At 36.4% G+C, this 22,941-nt stretch carries 22 protein-coding genes; 6 read left to right on the top strand and 16 right to left on the bottom strand.

The genetic code is table 11. The features are described from left to right. Positions 1-21: 21 nt before the first annotated feature. Together I7822_RS23965 and I7822_RS23960 are read right to left on the bottom strand one after the other, a co-directional pair. Positions 22-1,188, bottom strand: a complete 1,167-nt coding sequence (locus tag I7822_RS23965; protein WP_207981587.1) for an endonuclease Q family protein — start codon at positions 1,186-1,188, stop codon at positions 22-24. A 133-nt stretch (positions 1,189-1,321) separates the two neighbouring features. Beyond that, positions 1,322-1,873: an NUDIX hydrolase gene (locus I7822_RS23960; protein WP_207981586.1), complete on the bottom strand. Its 552-nt coding sequence runs from the start codon at positions 1,871-1,873 to the stop codon at positions 1,322-1,324. Positions 1,874-2,059: 186 nt separating this feature from the next. Here I7822_RS23960 and mciZ point away from each other — a divergent pair, with 186 nt between their 5' ends. Both mciZ and I7822_RS23950 read left to right on the top strand, forming a co-directional pair. Beyond that, on the top strand, positions 2,060-2,218 hold the full coding sequence (mciZ, locus tag I7822_RS23955; protein WP_207981585.1) for a Z-ring formation inhibitor MciZ: 159 nt from the start codon (positions 2,060-2,062) through the stop codon (positions 2,216-2,218). A gap of 80 nt (positions 2,219-2,298) precedes the next feature. Next, positions 2,299-3,207, top strand: a complete 909-nt coding sequence (locus I7822_RS23950; RefSeq protein WP_207981584.1) for an aldo/keto reductase — start codon at positions 2,299-2,301, stop codon at positions 3,205-3,207. 42 nt (positions 3,208-3,249) lie between these two features. On the opposite strand, the gene I7822_RS23945 is transcribed toward I7822_RS23950, so the two are convergent. Next, positions 3,250-3,483, bottom strand: a complete 234-nt coding sequence (locus I7822_RS23945) for a YqkE family protein (RefSeq protein WP_207981583.1) — start codon at positions 3,481-3,483, stop codon at positions 3,250-3,252. Between the two features lie 143 nt (positions 3,484-3,626). Then, positions 3,627-3,911 carry a DUF5316 domain-containing protein gene (locus I7822_RS23940; protein ID WP_207981582.1) on the bottom strand — a complete coding sequence of 95 codons (285 nt, stop codon included), beginning with the start codon at positions 3,909-3,911 and terminating at the stop codon, positions 3,627-3,629. Positions 3,912-4,388: 477 nt separating this feature from the next. On the opposite strand from I7822_RS23940, the gene I7822_RS23935 reads away from it, so the two are divergent. After that, positions 4,389-5,294 (top strand): alpha/beta hydrolase, encoded by a 906-nt coding sequence (locus I7822_RS23935; protein WP_207981581.1) that lies wholly within the window; start codon positions 4,389-4,391, stop codon positions 5,292-5,294. Between the two features lie 244 nt (positions 5,295-5,538). Here the strand turns inward: I7822_RS23935 and I7822_RS23930 are convergent, their stop codons facing one another. The 5 genes from I7822_RS23930 to I7822_RS23910 all read right to left on the bottom strand — a co-directional run bounded on the left by I7822_RS23930 (position 5,539) and on the right by I7822_RS23910 (position 9,865). Next, positions 5,539-5,781 carry a DUF2552 family protein gene (locus tag I7822_RS23930; protein ID WP_207981580.1) on the bottom strand — a complete coding sequence of 81 codons (243 nt, stop codon included), beginning with the start codon at positions 5,779-5,781 and terminating at the stop codon, positions 5,539-5,541. 10 nt (positions 5,782-5,791) lie between these two features. Beyond that, positions 5,792-6,115: an iron-sulfur cluster biosynthesis family protein gene (locus I7822_RS23925; RefSeq protein ID WP_066330157.1), complete on the bottom strand. Its 324-nt coding sequence runs from the start codon at positions 6,113-6,115 to the stop codon at positions 5,792-5,794. Between the two features lie 96 nt (positions 6,116-6,211). Continuing rightward, entirely contained in the window at positions 6,212-7,366 is a 1,155-nt protein-coding gene (locus I7822_RS23920) for a Ger(x)C family spore germination protein (RefSeq protein ID WP_207981579.1), read from the bottom strand. After that, a complete protein-coding gene (locus I7822_RS23915) occupies positions 7,363-8,823 on the bottom strand; it encodes a spore germination protein (RefSeq protein ID WP_207981578.1) in 1,461 nt (486 codons plus the stop codon). The genes I7822_RS23920 and I7822_RS23915 overlap by 4 nt, the downstream gene beginning before the upstream one ends. A gap of 1 nt (position 8,824) precedes the next feature. Continuing rightward, the gene (locus I7822_RS23910) at positions 8,825-9,865 is read right to left on the bottom strand and encodes an endospore germination permease (RefSeq protein ID WP_207981577.1); all 1,041 of its coding nucleotides are present in this window, start codon (positions 9,863-9,865) and stop codon (positions 8,825-8,827) included. Positions 9,866-10,082: 217 nt separating this feature from the next. Here I7822_RS23910 and I7822_RS23905 point away from each other — a divergent pair, with 217 nt between their 5' ends. After that, the gene (locus I7822_RS23905) at positions 10,083-10,295 is read left to right on the top strand and encodes a CDGSH iron-sulfur domain-containing protein (RefSeq protein WP_307847867.1); all 213 of its coding nucleotides are present in this window, start codon (positions 10,083-10,085) and stop codon (positions 10,293-10,295) included. A gap of 57 nt (positions 10,296-10,352) precedes the next feature. Here the strand turns inward: I7822_RS23905 and I7822_RS23900 are convergent, their stop codons facing one another. The 3 genes from I7822_RS23900 to I7822_RS23890 form a co-directional block, all read right to left on the bottom strand. Beyond that, positions 10,353-10,694: a YolD-like family protein gene (locus I7822_RS23900; protein ID WP_307847866.1), complete on the bottom strand. Its 342-nt coding sequence runs from the start codon at positions 10,692-10,694 to the stop codon at positions 10,353-10,355. Positions 10,695-10,706: 12 nt separating this feature from the next. Then, the gene (locus I7822_RS23895) at positions 10,707-11,372 is read right to left on the bottom strand and encodes a GDSL-type esterase/lipase family protein (RefSeq protein WP_207981575.1); all 666 of its coding nucleotides are present in this window, start codon (positions 11,370-11,372) and stop codon (positions 10,707-10,709) included. Between the two features lie 206 nt (positions 11,373-11,578). Next, the gene (locus I7822_RS23890; protein WP_207981574.1) at positions 11,579-12,841 is read right to left on the bottom strand and encodes a Y-family DNA polymerase; all 1,263 of its coding nucleotides are present in this window, start codon (positions 12,839-12,841) and stop codon (positions 11,579-11,581) included. Between the two features lie 158 nt (positions 12,842-12,999). Here I7822_RS23890 and I7822_RS23885 point away from each other — a divergent pair, with 158 nt between their 5' ends. Further along, a complete protein-coding gene (locus tag I7822_RS23885) occupies positions 13,000-13,194 on the top strand; it encodes a YqzH family protein (protein ID WP_207981573.1) in 195 nt (64 codons plus the stop codon). A 118-nt stretch (positions 13,195-13,312) separates the two neighbouring features. Here I7822_RS23885 and I7822_RS23880 read toward each other — a convergent pair whose 3' ends face one another. From I7822_RS23880 to I7822_RS23870, 3 genes are all read right to left on the bottom strand, one after another. Beyond that, positions 13,313-17,539 carry a tetratricopeptide repeat protein gene (locus tag I7822_RS23880; RefSeq protein WP_207981572.1) on the bottom strand — a complete coding sequence of 1,409 codons (4,227 nt, stop codon included), beginning with the start codon at positions 17,537-17,539 and terminating at the stop codon, positions 13,313-13,315. A gap of 472 nt (positions 17,540-18,011) precedes the next feature. Then, positions 18,012-18,806, bottom strand: a complete 795-nt coding sequence (locus tag I7822_RS23875; protein WP_207981571.1) for an SDR family NAD(P)-dependent oxidoreductase — start codon at positions 18,804-18,806, stop codon at positions 18,012-18,014. An 11-nt stretch (positions 18,807-18,817) separates the two neighbouring features. Further along, positions 18,818-19,795, bottom strand: coding sequence for an MBL fold metallo-hydrolase (locus I7822_RS23870; RefSeq protein ID WP_207981570.1), 978 nt, complete (start codon positions 19,793-19,795; stop codon positions 18,818-18,820). 424 nt (positions 19,796-20,219) lie between these two features. Between I7822_RS23870 and proC the strand changes: the two genes are divergently transcribed. Continuing rightward, a complete protein-coding gene (proC, locus tag I7822_RS23865) occupies positions 20,220-21,080 on the top strand; it encodes a pyrroline-5-carboxylate reductase (protein WP_307847865.1) in 861 nt (286 codons plus the stop codon). A 412-nt stretch (positions 21,081-21,492) separates the two neighbouring features. Here the strand turns inward: proC and I7822_RS23860 are convergent, their stop codons facing one another. Further along, positions 21,493-22,872 carry a PAS domain S-box protein gene (locus tag I7822_RS23860; protein WP_243459653.1) on the bottom strand — a complete coding sequence of 460 codons (1,380 nt, stop codon included), beginning with the start codon at positions 22,870-22,872 and terminating at the stop codon, positions 21,493-21,495. Positions 22,873-22,941: the final 69 nt, after the last annotated feature.

The following is a 22,941-nucleotide window of genomic DNA, read 5'->3' as shown; positions in this document are numbered from 1 at the left end:
AGTACACTTCCCCCATCTTCACTAAATTCCCTTTACCTTTCCATACGTTCCGCCACCGCCAGATGTCACTTTAAGACGACCTTCTCTTCCAGCCACTATATACTCAACAATTTTTTCTGGTACTACCTTCTGAAGTTCATGCTTAGGTACCTCATGTAGTATGTTCATCTCTGTTCCGAACATGTCCTTCAATTTTTCTAATGTTTTCGGACCAATACCTGGAATAAATTGAAGTGGTACTTGATGAATATATGGAGGACGACTTTTGGCATTTTCTATTGCACTTGCTAGTTCTTTGAGCCGGTTTGATACACCTTTTACAAAACGAGTACTACCACAGTTTTCACATTTTACTTGATCTGCTTCCGGCTTTTTATCACATTTTTCACATGTTGTTTCATAATATTTTCCCAAATATGGATTTAAACCATAATTAGCTTCGACACTTCTACCATCCTCCATAGCTAGTGCTTTTTTCAATTCTAAAAAGCTTGGTTCTTGCAAAATTAGCTTTTGATATTCCCGTCCAATTTTCGGCAATGAATGAGCATCTGAATTGGTTAAGTACGTATAATTATGTAGCTCAGCTAATTGGTCCGCCATAGTGGTATCAGAGCTTAATCCAAGTTCAACCGCATCAATTAGGCTACCATCAAAAACCTCTTTCAAGGAATGCGTTACCCCACTTCCATATAAGCTTTTGTGAGGTGTAAAAATATGAGCAGGAATAAATAACCCACCTAGGCTTTTAACAACCTTTTGTAATGTTTTTCCCTCTTCATAAATTCTTTGTGAACTTAGCGTAATATTTGTTAATCGTGAAGAAAGCCATGTAGAAAACTCCTTCATTTTTTCAAGTGATGGCATAAAAGCCAATACGTGGATTGGACCTTTGCAAGCATCGTCATAAATTTCTAGCTCACTACCGAGAATTAAGGTTGTATTGTTAAAGCGAATGCCACCGTTTTCTAGCTCTATACAATCTTCATTTTCAACGAGCTTAGTAAGCGTCAGTAATACTTCAGGTACATGACAGTCAATGATTCCTACAATATCGATTCCTTTATGCTCACTTGCTTCGATTAATATATTTTCTAAGGTGAGCGTTCGTGAGGCTGTAATTTTAACTGGCTTTCCAGAAGTTGTTTGACCGATATGAATATGTAAATCAGCAAAATAATGATTCAAGATGTTAACGAACCCCCTGTAGTGTGTTTACGCCACTTTAATACGAAGGATAAACTATATTTTACTACTAGATTAACTACTAAATGAGTTCTTTGATACATGTTAGATCTGGCCTATGCTGCAATTTAGCTTCCTATCCTTTTAACGCTTGTTTAAGTTGCAAGTATTGAACGGCAAAGGCAGTTTTCGCATCGTATATTCGTTTATTTTGAATCATTGCCTCCGCTTCCTCTAATGTCACTTCCATCACATCTAAAAATTCATCTTCATCTAATTCTGCAGCTACTGTTAGCTTTTCCAAATTCTCTGCAATAAATAAATGAACAAGTTCATCTGCAAAACCAGGTGAGGTATAAAATGAGATTAATGGTTGTAGAGAACCACATGTATAGCCAGTTTCTTCCTCTAACTCTCTTTTAGCTGTGGATTCTGGTTGTTCTCCTTTTTCTAGCTTTCCTGCTGGAATCTCAACTAATGTTCGTCCAAGTGGCTTACGAAATTGCTCAACCATTAATATTTTATTTTCAGGAGTTACTGCTATAACAGCTACTGCCCCTGGATGCTTTACAATTTCGCGAGTACTTGTTTTACCATTTGGTAGTTCAACTTCTTCTACATATAAATCAATAATTCTCCCCTTGAATATTTCCTTTGAAGAGAGTGTCGTTTCTTTTAAATGATCCATTCGATCAGCTCCTGTTCTATAAGCATTTCTTCCTTCATACATTCTATCATATCTTAATTGAAAGGCTCTGTTAAACTTGGTTGTTGATTTCCGCTGCAGGCGTTCGCTTTCCACTCCAATCAACAAAGTGCCAAAATCAACAGTGAGCTTTAACAGAGCTATTGGAAAGGAATGGTTCTAAAGAACGTGAAAATCTATCTGCTGGACAAAGGAATTGTTCTTGTTGGGAAAGCGTGGGAGATTCGTACAAAATTGAAGGAGTACGGTCGTACGTATACAACTGTAAATGAATGGATTCGTGATGAAAAAACACGCGAAACATTCAGGTTTAATTCAAAAAAATAGACTAAGTGTTTTGAGTTGCTTTTTCGCATTCTTTATACTACCCTCGAATTTAAGATGACTTTTGAACAAGGAGTGATAAAATGCGAAAAAGACAACTTGGCCAATCAGAATTATATATAAGTGAAGTAGGACTTGGCTGTATGTCACTTGGAACTGAAGAAAAGCATGCTCTCTCGCTTATTGATGCAGCAATAGAACAAGGTATTAATTACTTTGATACAGCGGATTTATATGATTTTGGACGAAATGAAGAACTTGTCGGCAAAGCCATTAAACATCGCCGAAACGACATCATTTTAGCAACAAAAGTAGGAAATCGTTGGAGGGATGACAAAACTGGCTGGAGCTGGGATCCTTCTAAGGCATACATAAAAGAAGCTGTAAAACAGAGCTTACTTCGTTTGCAAACTGATTATATCGACCTTTATCAGCTACATGGAGGTACAATTGAAGATAATATTGATGAAACGATAGAAGCTTTTGAAGAATTAAAACAAGAAGGTGTTATTCGTTATTATGGTATTTCTTCAATTCGACCGAATGTGATTGAGGAATATCTAAAAACATCAAGTATTATCTCAATTATGATGCAATACAGCCTATTAGATCGACGTCCTGAGGAATGGTTTTCGCTCATGAAAGAAAATGGTGTGAGTGTAATTGCACGTGGACCACTTGCTAAAGGTCTTTTAACCGAAAAACCTCTATCATTAAAGCTCCTAGACCAAGGGTATCTTTCTTACTCAAAGGAAGAGCTTGAAAAACAAATCGTAGAACTTGAGAATGTAGACACCAACCATACTATGACAGAGCTTGCCTTGCAATATTGCCTTTATCAGGATGTCATAGGCACAGTAATTCCTGGGGCAAGCAAGATACAGCAATTAATTGAAAATGCTGCCGCGGGATCAGGTGATCCACTAACTTCCCAAACATATGAAAAGTTGCAACAACTAACAAAACTAGATATATACGAACAACACCGTTAAAAAACGGGGCCGATTAGGTCCCGTTTTCTTGTCTCACTATGATTATTTAAAATTCTTCCATGATAAGGAACTCTCGTCTAACAGTTCTTCAAAGCTTTTATTTTTTTCTCTTTGTTTTCGTTCTTCTAGTTTTTGGCGTTCAAGCGCTGCTTGTCTTTCCTCTTGTTCCTGTGTTAATCCTTTTTTCACTGCTTTCAATTTCTCTAATACATTACTATTTAAATGATCTGAAACTGATACTGTTTGATCATCCTTTTTCTTGTTTTGCTTTTTCATCCAGTTGCCTCCTACATCCTTTTTCAGTGTCACTATAAACGCTCAGGGTAATTCGAATGAAGCAAATAGAGCTTGGATTATCTCTACTTCAAAGTATAAAAAAGTTTTTTATACTTGAAAAGATATTTACTTAAGGAAAATCATTACATTGCAATTGTATAAATCCCAAGAATGAAATTGGGTAACCCAAGTAAAAAGAACATCGCAGCTGTGTTCACTCTCTTTATTCGTTCTTCCTTTGTTTCATTTTGGTATTGTATTCTTATGCGATCACTACTTACAAAAACTCCTACATACAATCCTGATGCTAAAAAGGAAACTAAACCAACACTCCCAGATAGCATGGTAATAATCGTTTTATCATTCGTCACAAAACCAATTAGTCCTATTAAGCAAGCAAGTAATAATCCTAAGAGAAAGGCTTTCATCTAAACACATCCCTATATATGAATACGCACATACTGCTTGGCTGTTTCGATATTTGTATAATTTGTTCTCTAAACACATATTTTATTTGATAGAAAGGAGCGATTAAACATGGCTAAGCAACGAGGACAAAAAGGCAAACCAAATGCTGATACTTCTAAAAAGATGATGGCTGCTGAAGAAGTAGCAAAAGCGATCCATCCTACAAAAAGACAGAATTCAGTGCAATGATTAAATGGACAGGCTTAGCGCTTGTCTTTTTCATTTGACTATTTTGGTGCTTTGTTGATTAGAACAGATATGTGAGACTCCTGCGGGAAGCTCTAGGACCGTCCGCGGAAAGCGAACGCATGTAGCGGAAATCAACAACCAAGTTTAGCAGCGGCCTTTTATTTAAATGCATTTTAGTAAACATTGGAAGTGTGGTAGCGGTTCATGTAAAATAAGAATGAAGTTAAATTTGTTAAGGAGTCAGCTTTATGAAAAAAATCTTTATTGGATTGCTTATTATCCTTTCGTATATTTTTATCATCGGATTTTTCTTTACAAATAAAATGATGTATATCAAAAAGAAAACAGATGAAGAAATTATTAATCGAGATACTAAATATGGACTTTATAACCAAAAGGATTTTGATGCTCTTGAGAAGAAAAATTTCTCAATTCCATCTCAGTTTGGCTACTCGATAAAAGGCACGCTTATTGAACCGCACAATACGAACCGTTACATCATTATTTGTCACGGAGTTACAGTAAATCGCCTTAATTCGGTTAAGTATATGAATTTATTTATGCAAAAGGGCTGGAATGTTTTGATCTATGACCACCGTAGGCATGGTGAAAGTGGTGGAAAAACAACAAGTTATGGTCATTATGAGAAATTTGATCTCCAATCTGTTGTTCAATGGGTAAAGAAAGAAATTGGGGATTCAATTGTATTAGGAATACATGGTGAATCAATGGGTGCAGTTACAACTTTGCTTTATGCTGGTATGGTTGAAGATGGTGCAGATTTTTATATTGCCGACTGCCCTTTCTCAGAGCTTGAAGCACAGCTGCTCTACAGGCTTAAAGTTGAGTTCAAAGTACCAAGCCTCTTGATTATGCCGATTGCAAAGCCTTTTGTTCAGCTCCGTGATCGCTACTCTATTAAAGGTGTTTCACCACTTAATGCAATAGCAAATATAAAACGTCCAGTTTTATTGATTCATAGTAAAGAAGATGATTACATACCAGCTGAAATGACTAAACAACTTTACGAAAAAAAGACAGGACTCAAAAAGCTCTATATTGCTGAAAAAGGCTCACATGCGATGTCTTATGCAGAAAATCGCGAGGAATATTCTAAAGTTATTGATGAGTTTTTTGCTGAGATTGGTTTATAAGAACAAAAGCGTAAGCGCCTTGAACAGCCCCGACAAGCATAAGACGCTTAAGAATAGAAGGTGTTCTTTGCCTTCAATTCTTAAGTGGCTGTAGACCCAAGAGGGGCTAGGCGCTGGAGCTGGATGCCAAGCGCTTATCCACAGTACAAGAATTTTATAATTTCCTAGATAAGAACAAAAGCGTAAGCGCTCGGTTATTGAGAACTTATTAAGGCTACCACATTAATCACATGGTAGCCTGTTTTCATCCTAGCACATCAGAGATATGCTCCATATTTTGCTCCATCCATTGAATTGCTTCATCTATAGTCGGAAATTCCTGTGCTTCAAACGTCATTTCATCCTGAAGTAACCATACGTCCTTCGTATCGTCATGAGATCCTCCGATTGACCAGTGAAGCAGACTATATGGGTGGTTATCATTTAAAAAAGATACCCACGTTTTATTTAATGCAACATTTTTTATTGATTTTAACCGATTCTTCACCTATTTCCCCTCACTTTACAAGTAAGCTCATGCGTGGATTTAATATTTGTGAAGGGCTTTTTAGCATATAGCAATTTGCTGTTTTGTTATAGGATATTGTGAGCTCTTCATCTAAAAATACCATTTTTGTCTTTTCAACAAATAACGGTACTTCATTTGTTTCTAACTTTATGTCATCTGCATCCTGCTCTTTTACTAGCCATAATGCAGTGACACCACTCATCACACATCCGCAGCCTTCTGTATCATATTTTAATTTCAACACTCTATTTTTATTTTCTCGAAGTTTAGGTGTTAATTGCTCAATTGCCTCTTTTGTAAATGTTAGCTGCATGATATTCTCCTTCTCAATATTCTATATGCATAGTTTATCACACCCTTTTATTTCATGCATGAACTAGCGATGCAAAATAACAATTAGTAATTATATTTAATTTTCTCTTTTTGTATTTGCATCTTGCTTTTTACTTTTAAATTTATCAATACTATATAGCGGTATCACATTTACCTTTATATTTGCCAACTCAATTGGATTTTCATGTTTGTTGTTCAGCCATTCATTATTATAGTACCGATACAAATTGTCCTCTAACTGAAAAATATCAGCACCTAGTTCTTTCCCTGCATTGAACGCTTTTTTCACTTCTTCTTTGACTTTAACTTCCACTTTCTTTTTTATCTTTTCTTGTGCCATATCACTATCTAAACTTTCTCTTATCATTGCTCTTAAATTTACATTAATGTTATAGCTCAATTCATCCTTTTTCTTTTTCAATTTTATTTCTGGTTCTATTAATTCAACTTCTACAAGATGATCCTTGTCTTCTTTAATCGTTGTAATTGATCTTATTGACTCATCATTTGTCCAAATAAAGCCACGTAGATCTGAGGTGGATAACCAGCCTTTATACGTTTTATCGTTTAATATGTATGCACCATTGATAACCGCAGCTTTTATTGGCTTACTCTCTTTAAATATATGTTGTTCGTTAAGTGAGACTGATGGGACGATGGTCGTTATTGTTTTTTCATTTAATCTCCATACAAAATCTCGTAATGTTATTGCTGGAATCGTTGAACTCTGTTGATTTCCTTCATTAGGCTGGTTCAATCTCGAATAAGAAAATGGATAATCAAATATCACCGAAGATGTAAAGATGTCATCAAATTTCTCTTGTGTCCCATATGTCCATGCTGTTAAACGAACAGTAAAGTTAGAAGTTAATGATTGGAATGCCTCATAAAGCTGTTTAGATGTGATCAACCCTTCTCCAAAAATAATTAAATTTAACTGTTCAAAATTCACTCTCATTTGAATTGTTTGATAGATACCTGATAACGCTGTTTCAATTGTTTTTCCTTTCCCCTTTGTTATCCACACAGGTACTTGATCTGAACTTTTCCCTTGATCTGTTTTTGCAACATTACTAAAATCCAGAAATTGAATGACAACATGGTACTCATTATCCACATAGTCAATTCCCATTCCAACTGCATATGCTTGGTTATGAATTTCTTTTACCCTTCCACATCCTGATAAAAGAATGAACATTATTGTTAAAATCCAAATCTTCCTCCAACTCATTCAGCTTCACCTAGTCTTGATGAATCCTTTTGCTTCAATTCTGAACCCCGCTTATCTTTTATTAATTCAGGTAATTTGATAAATATTGACAAGAAATCCTTCCACGTCATATTAGTATAAAATGATAAATATGGAAAACCGAATGATCTTAAATTAGCTAGATACATAATAATAGAAATAAAGCTAATGATAAATCCAAATATCCCCATAAAAAAACTTAGGATGACAACATATAATCGTATAATGAAAATATTTCCTGCAAGTGATTGATTGACAAGAGTAAAGCTTGCAATAGCTGTAACTCCTATTACAACAAGCATAGTTGGAGATGTAATGCCACCTCTTATCGCTGCATCGCCAATGATCAATCCACCTAAAACAGCAACTGTTTGTCCTACAGCTTTAGGGAGTCGTGCGCCAGCCTCTCGAAATAATTCAAACATAATTAGCATAATTAACACTTCAATAAAGGCTGTAAATGGTAGCCCTATTCTTGAAATTGAAATAGTCGCTAATAAAGGGAGTGGTAATTCGCCAACATTATGAGTTGTTAAAGCAGTATATAAACCAGGTAAAAAAACTGTCATAAATAGTCCAAATAAACGTAGAAGCCTTTCAACAGAAGCATAAAAGAAGCTTGTGTGTTCATCTTCTGAGGTCTTTATTAAATATCCTAAGTTCGCGGGAGCTAGTAATGCTGTTGGTGCTCCATCTACAATGATTGAAAACCTACCTTGATTTAACGATTCAACGACAAAATCTGCTCTTCCTGTATAGTTCACTAATGGAAATAAGGATAGAAATTGCTTTTCTGCAATTAATTCTTCCATTTGCGAACTCCCTGTAATAATATCAATTTCTATCTGTGCTAATTTCCCTTTAATTTTCTTTAATAATTCGGAATTTATAATATCTGTTATATAAAGTAGTGCTACCTTCGTTTGGGACCGTGTGCCTATTGTATATTCCTCTACAACAAAAGAAGCTGTTTTCAAACGCTTTCTAACTAAACCAAGATTTGTACTTATATCCTCCACAAATCCATCCTTTGGTCCTCTCACTGATACTTCTGTAATTGATTCATCAGGTGTTCTGGATGGTATTTTACTGATGTCATAAAAATAGACATGATCACTTTCCTTCGTTGTCATCATTAGCTGTCCTGAAAAGATAGGATCGCATATGTCTTCTTTTGTTATTTTCTCCTTTTCTAATGAGCTTATTTGTATCGTATTTTTTAGTGAGCCAAGAAATTCCCCAACTGATCTTTGTTGATTGATCGGTGGTAAAACGACTTGATTAAGCATAGTCTTATCAACTATTGGATCACAATAAACCATCAAAAGCGATTTCTCGTCTTGTTCTCCTTTAAATTTTGTTTTAATTACGATATCTGAAGACGAATAAAACAGATTCTTTATTCCATCTGGGCTATAATCAATGTTATTTTTATCCATTCTATTTCACCTCCTCTAGCTTTTTTTTATGATTTTGAATGGTAAGAAAAATAAATAAAATTGTTAATTGAATTGTTAAAACTAGTAATGAGATTGGCATGAAAATTGTATAAACAAGTTCATAAAACGTCTGTTGATCTATTCGATATAAACATCCGATTATTAGTACACTATAACTAAAAAAAACTGTATACTTTTTCTGCTTTTTTCTTGTAAGTAAGTGGCTTGCTAATAAAACATATAAACTTGTTCTTAAAACTCCTCCTGCTAACCATTGATAAATGGCGAAAAAGTCTACATGGGAAAAGTAATTTCCTATTGTTAATATTCGCCACTGTTCAAATGCTGGATATCGATATTGTGATGCTTGGATAGGGCCAAATTCAGTAATTGCACCCATCGTTGGTCCAAGCATCAAACCTAAAATCATTCCTCCTATGAGAAATAGTTTTTTAATCGTAATTGATTGTTTGTCAACATGGGGGAATATTAAAAGAATGAATAGTTCTACTAACGGGAGCATTGTGTAGATAAATCCATTAAGAATTGGCATATATCCATCTTCTAGCATGGGAAAAAGTAATTCATAGTTTTTATTTTTTATATTTGCTGTCATTACAAATATCCCTAGTGCTACTACCAACGGTAATAAAACTCCACTTAAGATTGCTAAAGATTGGGTTCCTGACTGTGTTCCAATAAAGCATATAAATAAAAAGGCAATCACAATGACTGTATAACTAATATCTGGTATGTATGATATATGACTCCATATTGTAATATCTTTGCTTGTCACATAAGCTGATAAAAGCAAATATAAAACAAACGGCCCTACAAGCAAATAATAGCGCAGTGGAGATAAGTTTTCCTTCCATTCGGAAACACTTATTATTGCAGAGAGCTTAACTAGCTTTCCTAAAAAAAATATCCATAGAATCACGGGCACTACTGTTGCAATAATAGCTAGCCATGAATCACGACCAGATATTGATAATAATGCAGGGATCGTTTGTACGTGTGCAAATAGTCCAATCGAAAGCATTATCATAAACACCACTAGCGGAAATTTAATTGGACCCATCATGTATCACCGACTTTCAACTATATTATCCTCTTTAGTAAATATTTCTATGCATGTTTAAAAGAGGGATAAATCTATAGTTTCTCTATCTTTAAATACAATCATAGTTTTTATTGTATAATTTGTTGTTCAGAGGGAATAATAGATTAGAAGAGTATATATTAGGATGGTGTTAGAAGTGTCTAACGTACAAATTAAAGTAATGGATAATGGTCCTTTGCGGATATCAGGAGAAGTAGAACTGATTGATGTTGAAGGAAACAAATTTACGACAAAAGAAGTTTTTTCCTTATGTCGCTGTGGTCGTTCATCGAAAATGCCATTTTGCGATGCGTCTCATAAGGGGAATTTTGATTCTTGTGTTCGTGCCGAAAAAGTCTTAGGTGAATAATTAAGAACGTTAGGAGGATGAGATTGTTTGTTTCATCCTTCTACTCGTTTTTTCTGCTTATTTTTGCTTCACATCAACAATCGCTTCAAGTGATAGCTTTTGGCGGTGTCCACTTTGTTCATCGACAATTTGAAGCGTATGTTGAATTGGATCGATATAATGGACATAGCCCGTGCAAGTGTGATGAAAATGATCTTGATAATATGTGAAAACTAGCTCAGCGTGCTCTTCCATTGCTAGGCAAATTGTTTCATTAAATTGTTCAAGCTGTTGTTCATCAAGTTCAGGCTTTTCTTGATAGGAATCAGCCTCTGACCAATCTCTTAGTAGCTTTACATGTTCAGGTAGCATCATTGATGTCCATTTTATATTTCCTCTGTCCCGTATTATGTCATTCACCCTCCTCAACAATTATCTACTTTGAAATTCATTCGGATAGCCTAAGTGAAATAATGTATATGCGATCTCTTGATATCCAAGGTCATTTGGATGAATATTATCTCGTCTTGACAACAGCTCATCCTGTCTCCCTTTAAAGACAGTGTAAATATCAGCGACGAAAATTGTTGAGCCATTACCAAGGCTATTTAAATGGCGATTAAATAACCGTACCCATTTATCTGCAAGCGGAATTTGCGGTAGCGGGTTATAAAGATTGAGAAGGTAAATCCTATAAGGCACACCACATTCTTTTTTCAGTTCATGTATCGTGCGCATGATTTTCACCATATTGCTATGGCATTCTTTTACTGATTGAGTAAGCTCCGTTATATCGCCTGTTTCTGCAAGATCCTTACTTGCATTTATTAAATCGTTTCCTCCAGCGGAAATAGTGATGATGTTGGCACGCTTAATTTTCTCGTGTAGATCTGGACGTTCTACAATCGTAAGTACTTCGCCTGTCTCGATGCCAGATTCTGCATATATATCAGCCACTACATGCTTGTTTAGCTCTTTTTCTGTCAGCCTGACATAACGTGCCACAAAACCTGGTGCTAAAAATGATGCACCTACTCCAACCGTTAGAGAATCTCCTAAAGCAACATATGTTAAACATTGCTGTTGTTTAACTGCCACGCTACGTCCTCCTTAGAAAAGCGCAAGCGCCTTGTTCAGCCTCGGGCAATAAGACGCAAGTGAATAGAAGACGTTCTTTGTCTTCAATTCACTTGTGGCTTATGACCTCGAGGGGCTAGGCGCTCGAGCTAAACACCAAAATAAAGTCCTTATACACTATTCTTCATTGGAGTGAACCGTAGCTTTTCCATTTTGAAATGGGCTTGTTATGCTTTATGTCCGCCTACAAGTTTGGCACGATGCTTCGCTGTTCCGGCTGGAGTGTACGACACAGCACGTAAAATTGCATCTGAACCATATTTATGGCGAATTGAATCCATTACATAGCCAAGTGTTCGCTGCTTAGATCGATTTTGGCGAAACAAGTCGAGCTGCATCACGTAATCGTCTTCCATATTTGATAATGTAATCGATATTTGCCGTACAGTTTTATTCGCGTAAAACTTGTCAAATAGCTGTAAACATGTTTCATAAATGTCCATTGTAATATTTGTCGGCTGATCAATTGTTTTAGATCGATGAAAACCACCGCCAAATTCATCACGGCTGTAGCCAATTCCAAGACTAATCGTTCTTCCGACCTTATTGTGCTGCCGTGCTCTGCGGGCAACTTCCTCACTTATTTCTAAAATGACATGCTTAACTTCCTCGGGATCTGGGTAATCACGAAGCAAAATCTGACTTTTCCCAAAGCTAATTTGCCCCTGCATAATCGGTGCTCCGACTGCTGATAAATCCACTCCCCATGCGTGATAGTATAGTTGATTACCCATAACTCCAAATTTTTTCTCGAGAAGCTCAAGTGGGTAATTGGCTAGCTGTCCGACATTGAAAATCCCCATCCGATTTAATGTTTTTTGCACTTTTGAACCGATCCCCCACATTTTGCTTAACGGCTCAATCTTCCACAGCTTTTCCTTTACATCATCATACGTCCACTCTGCTATACCTGTTTTTTTCGCATCGATGTCTAAGCATACTTTTGAAAGAAGCATGTTAGGTCCAATGCCAATTGCACTAGGGAGACCAAACTCACACTTCATGTCATCACGAATTTTATCGGCAATCGTTTGGGCATCACCCCAAATATGCTCTACCCCATCCACTTCAATAAAGCTTTCGTCCACACTATAGGTATGAATTGCCTCCTTTGGCACATAGCGATGAAGTAATTTTGTTATTTCTGTTGACATCCGAATATAGGTACCCATCTTCGGATTAACAATTTTAATCCGCGGGTCCTTTGGAACTTCAAACAATCTCGCCCCCGTTTTAATGCCAAATTCCTTTTTCATTTGTGGAGAAGCTGCCAGTACAATACTCCCTTGGCGCTCGGTATCACCAACAACGACCAAATAACATGTCAGGGGATCTAAACCAAGTAAAACGGCAGCACAGCTTGCATAAAAGCTTTTCATATCAATACAAAGGATTTTTCGTTTTGGCAATTGACCGTAGTTTTCAATCATGACCGCTTCCTCCAAACGGAATGTATGTTCGTATTTATTATATTCTTTATCTTAAGCGAATATACGTTCGATTTCAATGGAAGTTTTCACCATGAGGAGTGGAAATTTCGTCGAAAAAAGGCAAGGAAAAATGTATACTAGCAATAGCGAGGTGTAAAATGGAGAACAAATTTTTATTAAAAATGCTCAAGAATAGTTTTTTACAATATGGCCGAGATCTTGATGTAGATCCGCTTTCGAAAGATGATTCTTTACAACTAATTGAAAAGATTGCAGACGAAAAAGATAAGGACACAGAGTGGTACGAGGTTGTGGAAGATGTTGTATACTCGTATTTAACAAATCAGGAATAAAGAACAAAAGCGTTAGATATGGATGTCATTAGTGATTATCCAAGTACAGGAAGTACACGGTAGAATGTTTAAAACAAAAAGGTAAGCACCCGAAGTTTCAGTGCTTACCTTTTGTTATTTACACACCCTTAGGAAAGTAACCTGCCCCTTTTAAAGGAAGTATTTCCTGATCAGCTTCCGCTAATTCTATAAAATACCCGTCTTTATCTAATGCAAAAACAAGCTCCAACTGCTTTGCAGCCTCTTTCATCCTGCCAAGAGCAACGAGAATACAAGCACGGTTATAAAGATAGAACAAATCATCTGGATTTAATTCAATTGCCTTATTAATTGAGGCTAGGGCTTGATCTGCCTGTCCTTGACGATGAAAAATTAAGCTAAGCTGATTGTAATTGTCTTCATTATTTGGTTCTAATTCAATTGCTGCTTTATTCGCTTTCTCAGCGTCTGGAAACTTCTCCATTTGGAGGTATAATCTAGCAAGATTATAATAGCCCTTATCAATTGTAGGCTCAATCGATAAACAACGATGATACATCACTTCCGCTTCTAGTAGATCCTCTCTTTCTAATAAAACGTAAGCTAGTAAATTCATATATTCTGGGTCCTGGTGTTCAGCTAAACAGAATTCAAGCAATTCTTTCGCCTTAGTCAAATAACGATATTGCTTAGAGGGTTTCACATTTGCCATTTCTTCAACATATAAAGCCGCAAGACGATAGGCTATATCAACATTTTCGTTATGAACAAGCGCCTGCTCTAGCACCTTTATCGCATCACTTGAAAGGTCAGCTTGAACGTAAAAGTCGGCAAGCCACATCACAGCCCTAACATTTTTACGATCTAATTTAATTGCTGTCTCATATAAACCAATGATAACCCCGGCATGTGCTGTAAGCTTCGTAAAATTTGTTAATCTTTTAAAGAATCCCTTCCGTTCACTTAGCTGTTCAGAGGAATTCTCTTCTTGAGAAATCACTTTTTCATAAGCAGCAGCGGTAAACATAAGAACAAGACTTCTTTCAGCCTTTTCAAGCTTTAACTTATTATAATCACTTTCTAGCTTTAAAACAGAGCGCGTATTGCCTGCAACCTCAACCAATAATTTGTAAAGATCACGGTCATCTACATGCTCTTCAATGAGCAATAATAAAGCAGCCTTAGCTTGCTTATTATTTCCTTGTTTCATCCAAAGTTTTGCTTGATGATACAAGAGCTGTGGCTGATGTGGACTAGTTAATAACGCTTCATTTAAGTATTCTGCCTCTTTTTCAAGATCACCAAGCTTCCCATACACATACGCAATGGAATCAAGAATAAACACTTTATCGTGTTTCCTCATTAACCCATTTAGAAAGTCAAGAAGCTTTTCAAGGTCTGCTTTATGATCAATAACACCAACTAAATCTTCTACCTTTACCCCATAAGGATTTGAATAAAAGGCTTTTAGTAAATAGTTCCTTTCACTAGCCTTATCCTCCTGGAAAGAGGCAATGGATGCAAGATCTAATAACGCCTGTTCATGTGATGGATCAAGTGTAAGGACGTTTTGATAGTAGGTTTCTGCCTCATTGTAGTCTTCAAACTTTAACGCAATTTCTCCTAATCGAAAATACGGAACAGGATCTTTTTTAATCGTTAAGGCTTGTTCAAAAAATTGCTTAGCCTTCTGAAAAAGACCATTTTCCTCATACAAGCAGCCAATAGAGCACAAATAATAAAACGAATTTTCAGTCGTACTACTCGTACATTGCTCTTCAAGAAACGCAATTCCTCGCCGGTAAAAAGCCGTATCAGCGATTGCTTCCACATACATCTCAATACAATCATCAAGATGATAGGAAGCATGCAAGATACCCTTTTCCATAAAATCTAGGGCAAGCTCAAAATAAGCAGTCTTATCCTCAACAAAAGTTGCAGTGTCCCAAAGAAGTTGACCTCCATTAACTAAAAATTCACTATTCTTCTCAAAATCTCGTTCTCGCTCCTTCATAAACTCAAAAAGCTCATCATATTTCCCTTCAGCTTTTAATACGCTACCTAACGAGAGCCAGGGAAATACATCACTTGAATTACTATCGGTTGCACGCAAAAGATAGGTGCGAGCCTCATCATAACGCTTGGCTCGTTCATATAAATCGCCTAGTTCATTAAGCAATACGGTTGCATTTTTTGTATAGATGAGGCCATCAAGTAGCACCTTTTCAGCACGTTTTTCATCCTCATCAGTTTGCTCATACAAATTGGCCAATTCTCGATAGGGAAACAGTACGTCTCGTTCTAAAAAGATAGCAACCTGAAAACCTTTCATCGCAAAATGGCTTCGTCCCAGCTCATGATCACAACGTGCTCGTTCATACCAAAAATACGCATCCTGCTTATTTGTTTTTAACAGTTGATGAAAAATGGCACGAGCTTCTTCAAACTCATTAGAGTCATGCAAAATGACACCATAGTTAACGAGGGCAAACGTATCCTCTTCATTTATATCTAACGAAACCTTTGAGTGATAGAGAGCCGTCTCGTTATCACCTAAATAAGAAAAGGAGAGCGCTAAATATGACCAAATCATATGATCCTCAGGTTCATATTGTAATGCTTCCTTAAATGCTTCGATTGCTAACAAATATTCATTTTGCTCATAATAAATCCTACCTTTTAAAAACCAATGGGTCGATTTATTACGTTTACTAAATTCTTTCTCAATATACAGTAGAGCCTGGGCAAGCTGTTTTGATTGACAATAGGCGTGGGCAATAATTAGCCTGCTATATTCATTGTTTCCTAATTGCTGGCTAACAGTAGCTATAGCCTTCTCTAGTATTTCTTGACTAACAAGCTTCGGTATATATCTTAACGTATAAGCAGCCACAAGTAATTGATCAAGATTTTTATAAACAAACTGTTCATCTGTAGATGTAAGAGCATTATCTTCTAATTCAGCAAGACTTAACATTTTACTTACAACCTCGTGCTGCTGTCTATCTAATGATATGAATTTTTTGCGCTCGGCAATTGGAACAATCGCTAAAGCTAGTACTTGATTATTTCCATATTCCTTCTCAAGGTCAGCATAGTGTATTTGATGATATTCTCTAAAATTAGGATCTTGTACGTGTAAAACACGTAAGTTATCATCATAGCCAACAAGCACCTGAACATGTGATGACATTGGATAATCCACATTAAGTATAACGCCAACCTGCATGTCTAATAAGGAATTGAAGCAATCAACATCTCCGTAGAAAAATTGACAAGCATAGCCTTGTTCCTCAAGGTACTCAATTGCTTTAGAAAGTTTCGTTCCAGACACAGAAAAAATGGAATCTGCAATGACATCTTGATGAATAGAGTGATTAAATTGACTCAATAGCATCTCTAAACTAGCAGGTACACAAAAATTGTATTTTTGAACCACTGGTTTATACGTAAGCATTTTCACAGGGAGATTCATAGTTCCACTAAATTCTTTAAATAAAGATTGCTTCGAAAGATGAGGATGCTCGGCTAAAAAACGAGTCAGCTCAGATAAGTCTTGCTCATAATAATAACTTTCAGCCATATAGTCCTCAAATAAACCTTTATAATCATTGTAAGGTGTCAACTGATTAATCGCTGCAATCGCTATTCTCATTTGCGGCCATTGCTTCAATTGGTAAAAAAGACGTACCTTTTCAACTAAAAGCTTCGGGTAATTTGGATGCAGTGTTAATCCTTCTTCAAGTAAGGAATGTGCTTTTTCATACTGACCATAAATGGCATAATGCTGAATTAATAGTGAATAGGCAAACACACCATCTCTTTTATCCCGCTTCCCCTGTTCGAGAAATTCGATCGCACGTTCCCAATCACCTTTCTGCAAATAGTAGTATCCCCACCGAGTATTCATTGGTTCTTTCGTTTTTTCCACACACTTATCCATATACGTTTTTGCTTCTGAAAACCGTTGCATATTCATCAAGGTATCCGCTAACACAAAAAACAGCTTTTCTTCTTCTTCATTTGTCAGCTCAAGCTTTAAAAGCTCTTTTAAACGTTGTTCAGCTTCTATTAATTTATGTTCACTAACTAGCTCTTCACAATACCAAATGGTCATCATGGGTGTCTTAAAACGCTTGATATTAGCCTTAACTAGAACAGTCGCTAATTTCCCCATAATTGCAGTATCAATAACTTTAAGATACTCCTTTAAGACAACCTCGTTAGCAAATGTATTCATCCACCTGCGAAATGAAGATAATGTTGCTGTTTTTTTTATTGGATTATATTCTTCTAAAAAAATTGAAATAGCTTCTTCATATTGTGTCGATTGTATTAATTGATTGAAGGTTGTTGTATTCATCATGTTCCCTCGCAAATAAAAATAAAAAACAGTGTTTAATTACTATAAATATACTTTTTTTCACACGGTTTGTAATCTTTTTTTTCGAGATAGAACAATTAAACATAATCGTATCGAAAACTTACTTATCTGTGAAAAGTCAATTGCTTGGTACCCAGTTTCTTATGGCGGGGAGGGCCTAAGTTTTTCCTACGGTCATTTGAAGGCTGTTTTCGCAAACTTTGTTGCTATTTACCAAGTAGTGCGGTGTAGTTGATTTCCTCTCCAGTTGCTCGCTTTCCGCGGGGCGGGCGGTGAGCCTCCTCGGCGTAAACGCCTGCGGGGTCTCACCTATCCCGCTGCTCCCGCAGGAGTCTCGCAATCCGTTCCAATCAACCTTAAACAGTTTTCGTTTTAAAAGCAACAATCTCTTAGAAAAGAGCCTATTTGAAAGTATAAAAGGCCCAATGCCCACCGCACCGAGCCTAATATATAACTATTTCTTAAATAAAACCTTCCCGGCAATACGCTCAAACAACCTTGGCATCACTTGGTAGAGAGTACTTCCTGCATTCATCCAACCGGGTAAATTGATTTCTCGTGTTGGCGTAAGCATAGAGTTTACGATAATTCGAGCTACCTTATTGGGATCAAGCATCCACCGCTCCACATTTTTCACATAATCACCTTGCTTGTCGGCAATTGTGAAAAAGTTTGTTTTTATTGGACCAGGGTTTACGGATGTAACGTAAATATTGCTTTCCTTAACCTCCATCCGCAAGCTGTTGGTAAAACCTAACACAGCATACTTAGTTGCTGAATAGAGACTAGATTTAGGGGTTGCAAGCTTACCAGCTTGTGAAGCGATATTGATGATATGCCCTTTCTTCCTTGAAATCATTGCTGGCAGCACCATTTTTGTGCTAGCAACTAAACCGTAAACGTTCACTTCAAACATATTTTTCATTTCCTCCAGTGAGGCATCAATCACATCATTAAAGATCCCAAACCCTGCATTATTGACAAGTATATCAATATGCCCTACTTCCTGTTCAATCTTAGTAAATACTTGCTGAACAGAAGAAAGGTCCTGGACATCAAGTATGTAATAATGGCAGGAGACTCCATAATCATTTTTAATACGTTCAGCTAATTGAGCTAGCAAGTCTTTTCTTCTTGCAAGCAGGATAATATGAGCTCCTTGCTTTGCACACTCAATCGCAACCTTTTCACCTATCCCACTGGATGCACCAGTTATTGCGACGTAGCATCCTTGTATTCGTGTATTCATATTCGTCACCTCTAACATTCATTCGCAATATATCTATGAGTATCTAATGAAGTATCAACTATAATTTGCTCCATTTCCACTAAATAGTCAAGCTGTCCAACTGTTTCTGATATCGTTAAGATTAGCTGTTTATGATAAATAGTTGGGAACAGAGTTTGACAAGCTTGAAAGGCAGTCAATGGTTTAACTGCTAGAAAGCTCCGAACTAGTTCTGCGCGCTCAGATTGCTGTTTTAACCGATAGGCAATCAACTTATGTACCTCATCAATGTTTTCTCCATGTCCTGCATATACAAGTGAAATTGGTAGATCTAACAATCTTGAAATCGATTGGTTTAACTGTAGCTGTGGTCTAGGGCGTTCACAAACATCCTTTGTCATTGGAGGCTCTAATAAAGGGTTTGGAGAAATATGCTTTAGTAGTAAATCCCCACCAATTAATATGCCTGTACTCTCCTCATATAATGCGATATGACTTTGAGCATGACCAGGTGTTTCTAGTATTCTCCATCCAAAAAGACCGTTTATTTCCTCTCCTTCTCTTATAAAGTATTTAAGGTCCCTTTCACACGAAAAATCTAAAGTGTTTTTCAGTTGATTTATGTAAGGGATGAATTTTTTATCTACACCAAATTCAATAAACAACTTCTCAAAAAATGTCGCATGCCTAACAATAAATTGTTGATCTTTTTTTAACCAAGGTGTGTTAAAGAAATGACCAATTACTGGCACTTCATCACTAAAATAATCTAACATTCCCACATGATCTGGATGGTGATGGGTAACCACAATTTGTTCGATGTCCTGAGGGGTATAGCCAATTTCTTTCAATTGATGTTGAAATGCTAGCCAAGCTTCTTCTGTTTTTGGACCCGCATCAACTAGTGTTAAACAATCTCCCTTAATGACATACACATTCACATCACCAACAGGAAAAGGTGTTGGTATTTCCAACTTAAATACTTGGTTTCCTTGTGTGATTTGTTTCATTTCCTTCGCCCCATTTATCCCATTCTTAACCGGCAGTAAACCCCTCCTAAAAATTCATAAGAAGATAGGTAGGGGACAATAACCCGTAGATAAGTCCCACTTTATTATTTTCGAATAAAGCTATTTTCACCCTATTGTTGAGAAATATCATAATCTATTATTATTGTATATCGCCGTCTAACTTTTGTCATTATATTCAAATAATTCAGAGAACATTCTTCATGAAAAAGCTTGACAAGTACCTGTCTACAACTACATAATGAATAAAAATTTAGGTGAATTCACAAAAGTGTAAACACATTATCGAACAACCTAACCGCATTTCTGCGATAAAGAGACAAAGCTTAAAAATGTCATTCCAACTAACGTGGTACCGCAGAGCCATTCCGTCCTTTTTTATAGGCGCAGAGTGGCTTTTTATAATGTGCTTAAAAGAGGAGGAGTTTCTTTGGAGAAAATTGGATTTATTGGCGCAGGTTCAATGGCAGAAGCAATGATTGCAGGACTAATAAAAGGTGGATTATTTCAACCAGAACAAATAATCGTAGCAAACCGTTCAAACACAGAGCGATTACAGGAACTAACAAAAAAGTATGGAATTGAAACAACACATAATAAAGAGAAAATAGTTCAAGACGCAACAACCATTGTATTAGCAATGAAGCCAAAAGATATAAAGGCTGGCATTGATGGTATTCAAGACCATATTGATGATCAGCTGATAATATCCGTACTAGCTGGTATCTCGATTGAAACAATGACATCGCTACTTGGCAAACAAGCAGCGATTATTCGCGCGATGCCTAACACATCTGCTACTATTGCTAAATCAGCTACAGCCATTGCAGCTAGTGAAGACGTCACGATGGCTCAAATTAAGAAATGTCAGTCTTTATTTGAAGCGATTGGAATTTGCAAGCTTGTAGAAGAAAATCATCTTGATGCTGTTACAGGACTTTCTGGTAGCGGACCAGCATATGTTTATTTCCTTGTTGAGGCGATGGAAAAAGCTGCAGTTGAGGTTGGCTTAGAGCCTGATGTGGCAAGAGAGCTTATTGTTCAAACATTACTTGGCGCATCAGAAATGATTGCAAGCTCTGATAAACATCCATCCCAATTAAGAAAAGAAGTAACTAGCCCTAACGGAACAACAGAAGCTGGTATTACCATTCTTCAACAAAAAGGCTTTGAAGAAGCCCTTATCTCATGTGTAAAACGAGCAACAGAACGATCACATGAATTAAAAACAATGTTCTCTGAAGCACTAGTTACTACAGATAAATAGAAGAACAAAAGCTCAGGGAGCCCGTTTAGCGGCGTAGAAAAAAGAGCACTTCGTATCTAGCTGCGGCTCCTCGCTCTTCGAGTCATAAGCCAATCAGCTGCCTGAGAAGATAACCACAACATTCATCTGCTTGTCTAATTCTTGTTAGAGCTGAACAGTCGCCTCCGCTTTTTAATGTGTGGCAAGGAAACACGAAGAGCACGAGCGTCGATGTTGACTTAGCGTATAGGAAGTGTGAAGTTCACTTCTGCTTTAGCGCTGGAGCTGGATGTCAAAGTGGTATCCACTGTACAAGAATTTAATAATTTCCTAAACGATAGGAGTGCAGTTTTCAATTGAAACTTGCACTCCTTTTTCTGTCGAATGTATTTCTTCTGGTTTACATGTTAATTTTCTAAACGTGTACCTTTTTTCAAATGCTAATAGGAAGGTGTATATCAATAATCGTACCTTTACCAATCGTACTTGAAATATTCATCGTTCCACCATGAGTATGAATGATTTTTAATGTCGTCATCATTCCAAGTCCAGTCCCCTTTTCTTTTGTTGTATAAAAGGGTGTCCCTATTTTAGCAAGGAGCTCTTCAGATATTCCACTTCCTTGATCCGCAATTTGAATAAAAATGGTTGTCGAAGTATGTTTCTTAGCAATGATAGTAATTTCACCACCATCTGGCATTGCTTCAATTGCGTTTTTAATCAAGTTGATAACTACTTGTTTCAATTGACTTGCAATGCATTTGATCTGTGGCAAATCTTCTAGATGAACTTTTACTTCCACATTGTTCATTAGTGCTTGCGAGCTTAATAACGTTACAACATCATCAAGAATTTTCTCTACACGTTCATTATGAAATTCATGGGCTTGTGGTTTAGCTAAAACAAGCAATTCTCCTGTAATCATTTCTATTCTTGATAATTCATCAGACATGATATTTAAATACTCACTGTTTATCTGTTTCATTGAATTTTTATATAACTGTAAAAATCCCTTTATCGATGTAAGCGGATTTCTTATTTCATGTGCAATTGAGGCTGCAAGTTGTCCAACAGCAGACAACTTTTCAGATTCCAACAACATTTTTTCCGTTCTTTTTTCTTTTGAAATATCTTTAGCAATTCCGTATACACCTACAATTTCATTATGAACAATAATCGGCATATTTGTAACTTTTACAGCAATAGCTTGACCGTTTTTATGCAGTGCTTTTGTTTCATAATGCTGTATACTACCACTTGTTGCTTTAAAAAAACACTCCGTTGTTTTCTCGATTTCTTCAGATGCTATTAAAGGAATGTATGACATTTGTAAAAATTCCTCTGCACTGTATCCTAATAACTGTTCCGTTGCACGGTTAACACTAAGGTAATTGCCATCCAAATCTAAAGAATAAACAGCATCAGGATTATTTTCAAAAAGGGACTTATAGTGTTGCTCTCTTTGTGAGGAAAATTGCTTCTTCTCCGTGATATCTTGAAAGTAAACCGAAAGACCATTCGGTGAAGGATATGCCCTTACTTCAAACCATGCTTTTAGAGGAGGAGAGTATTGTTCGAAATTAACAGCTACTTGTTCATTAACCGCTTTATGAAATTGATGATAAAGATGGAGATCAAGAGTTTCTGGAAACTCTTCCCACAAACAGTAGCCAATAAATTGTTCTTTTTTACGAAGTAATAATCTAGTTGCCTCTTTGTTAACATAAGTAAACTTCCACTCTTTATCTAATGCGAAAAAAGCATCGGTAATCCGGTCTAATATTTCATATGGGCTTATCTCTTGAATATGCATGTTGTTAAACCTCACAAATATTTTTTCTAGTATCATAATATCATTTATTCAATAATATAGAGATAGTAA

This window comes from Metabacillus bambusae, assembly GCF_017497975.1.
Classification (GTDB): Bacteria; Bacillota; Bacilli; order Bacillales; family Bacillaceae; genus Metabacillus; species Metabacillus bambusae.
This window is presented reverse-complemented; position numbering and strand designations above follow the sequence as displayed.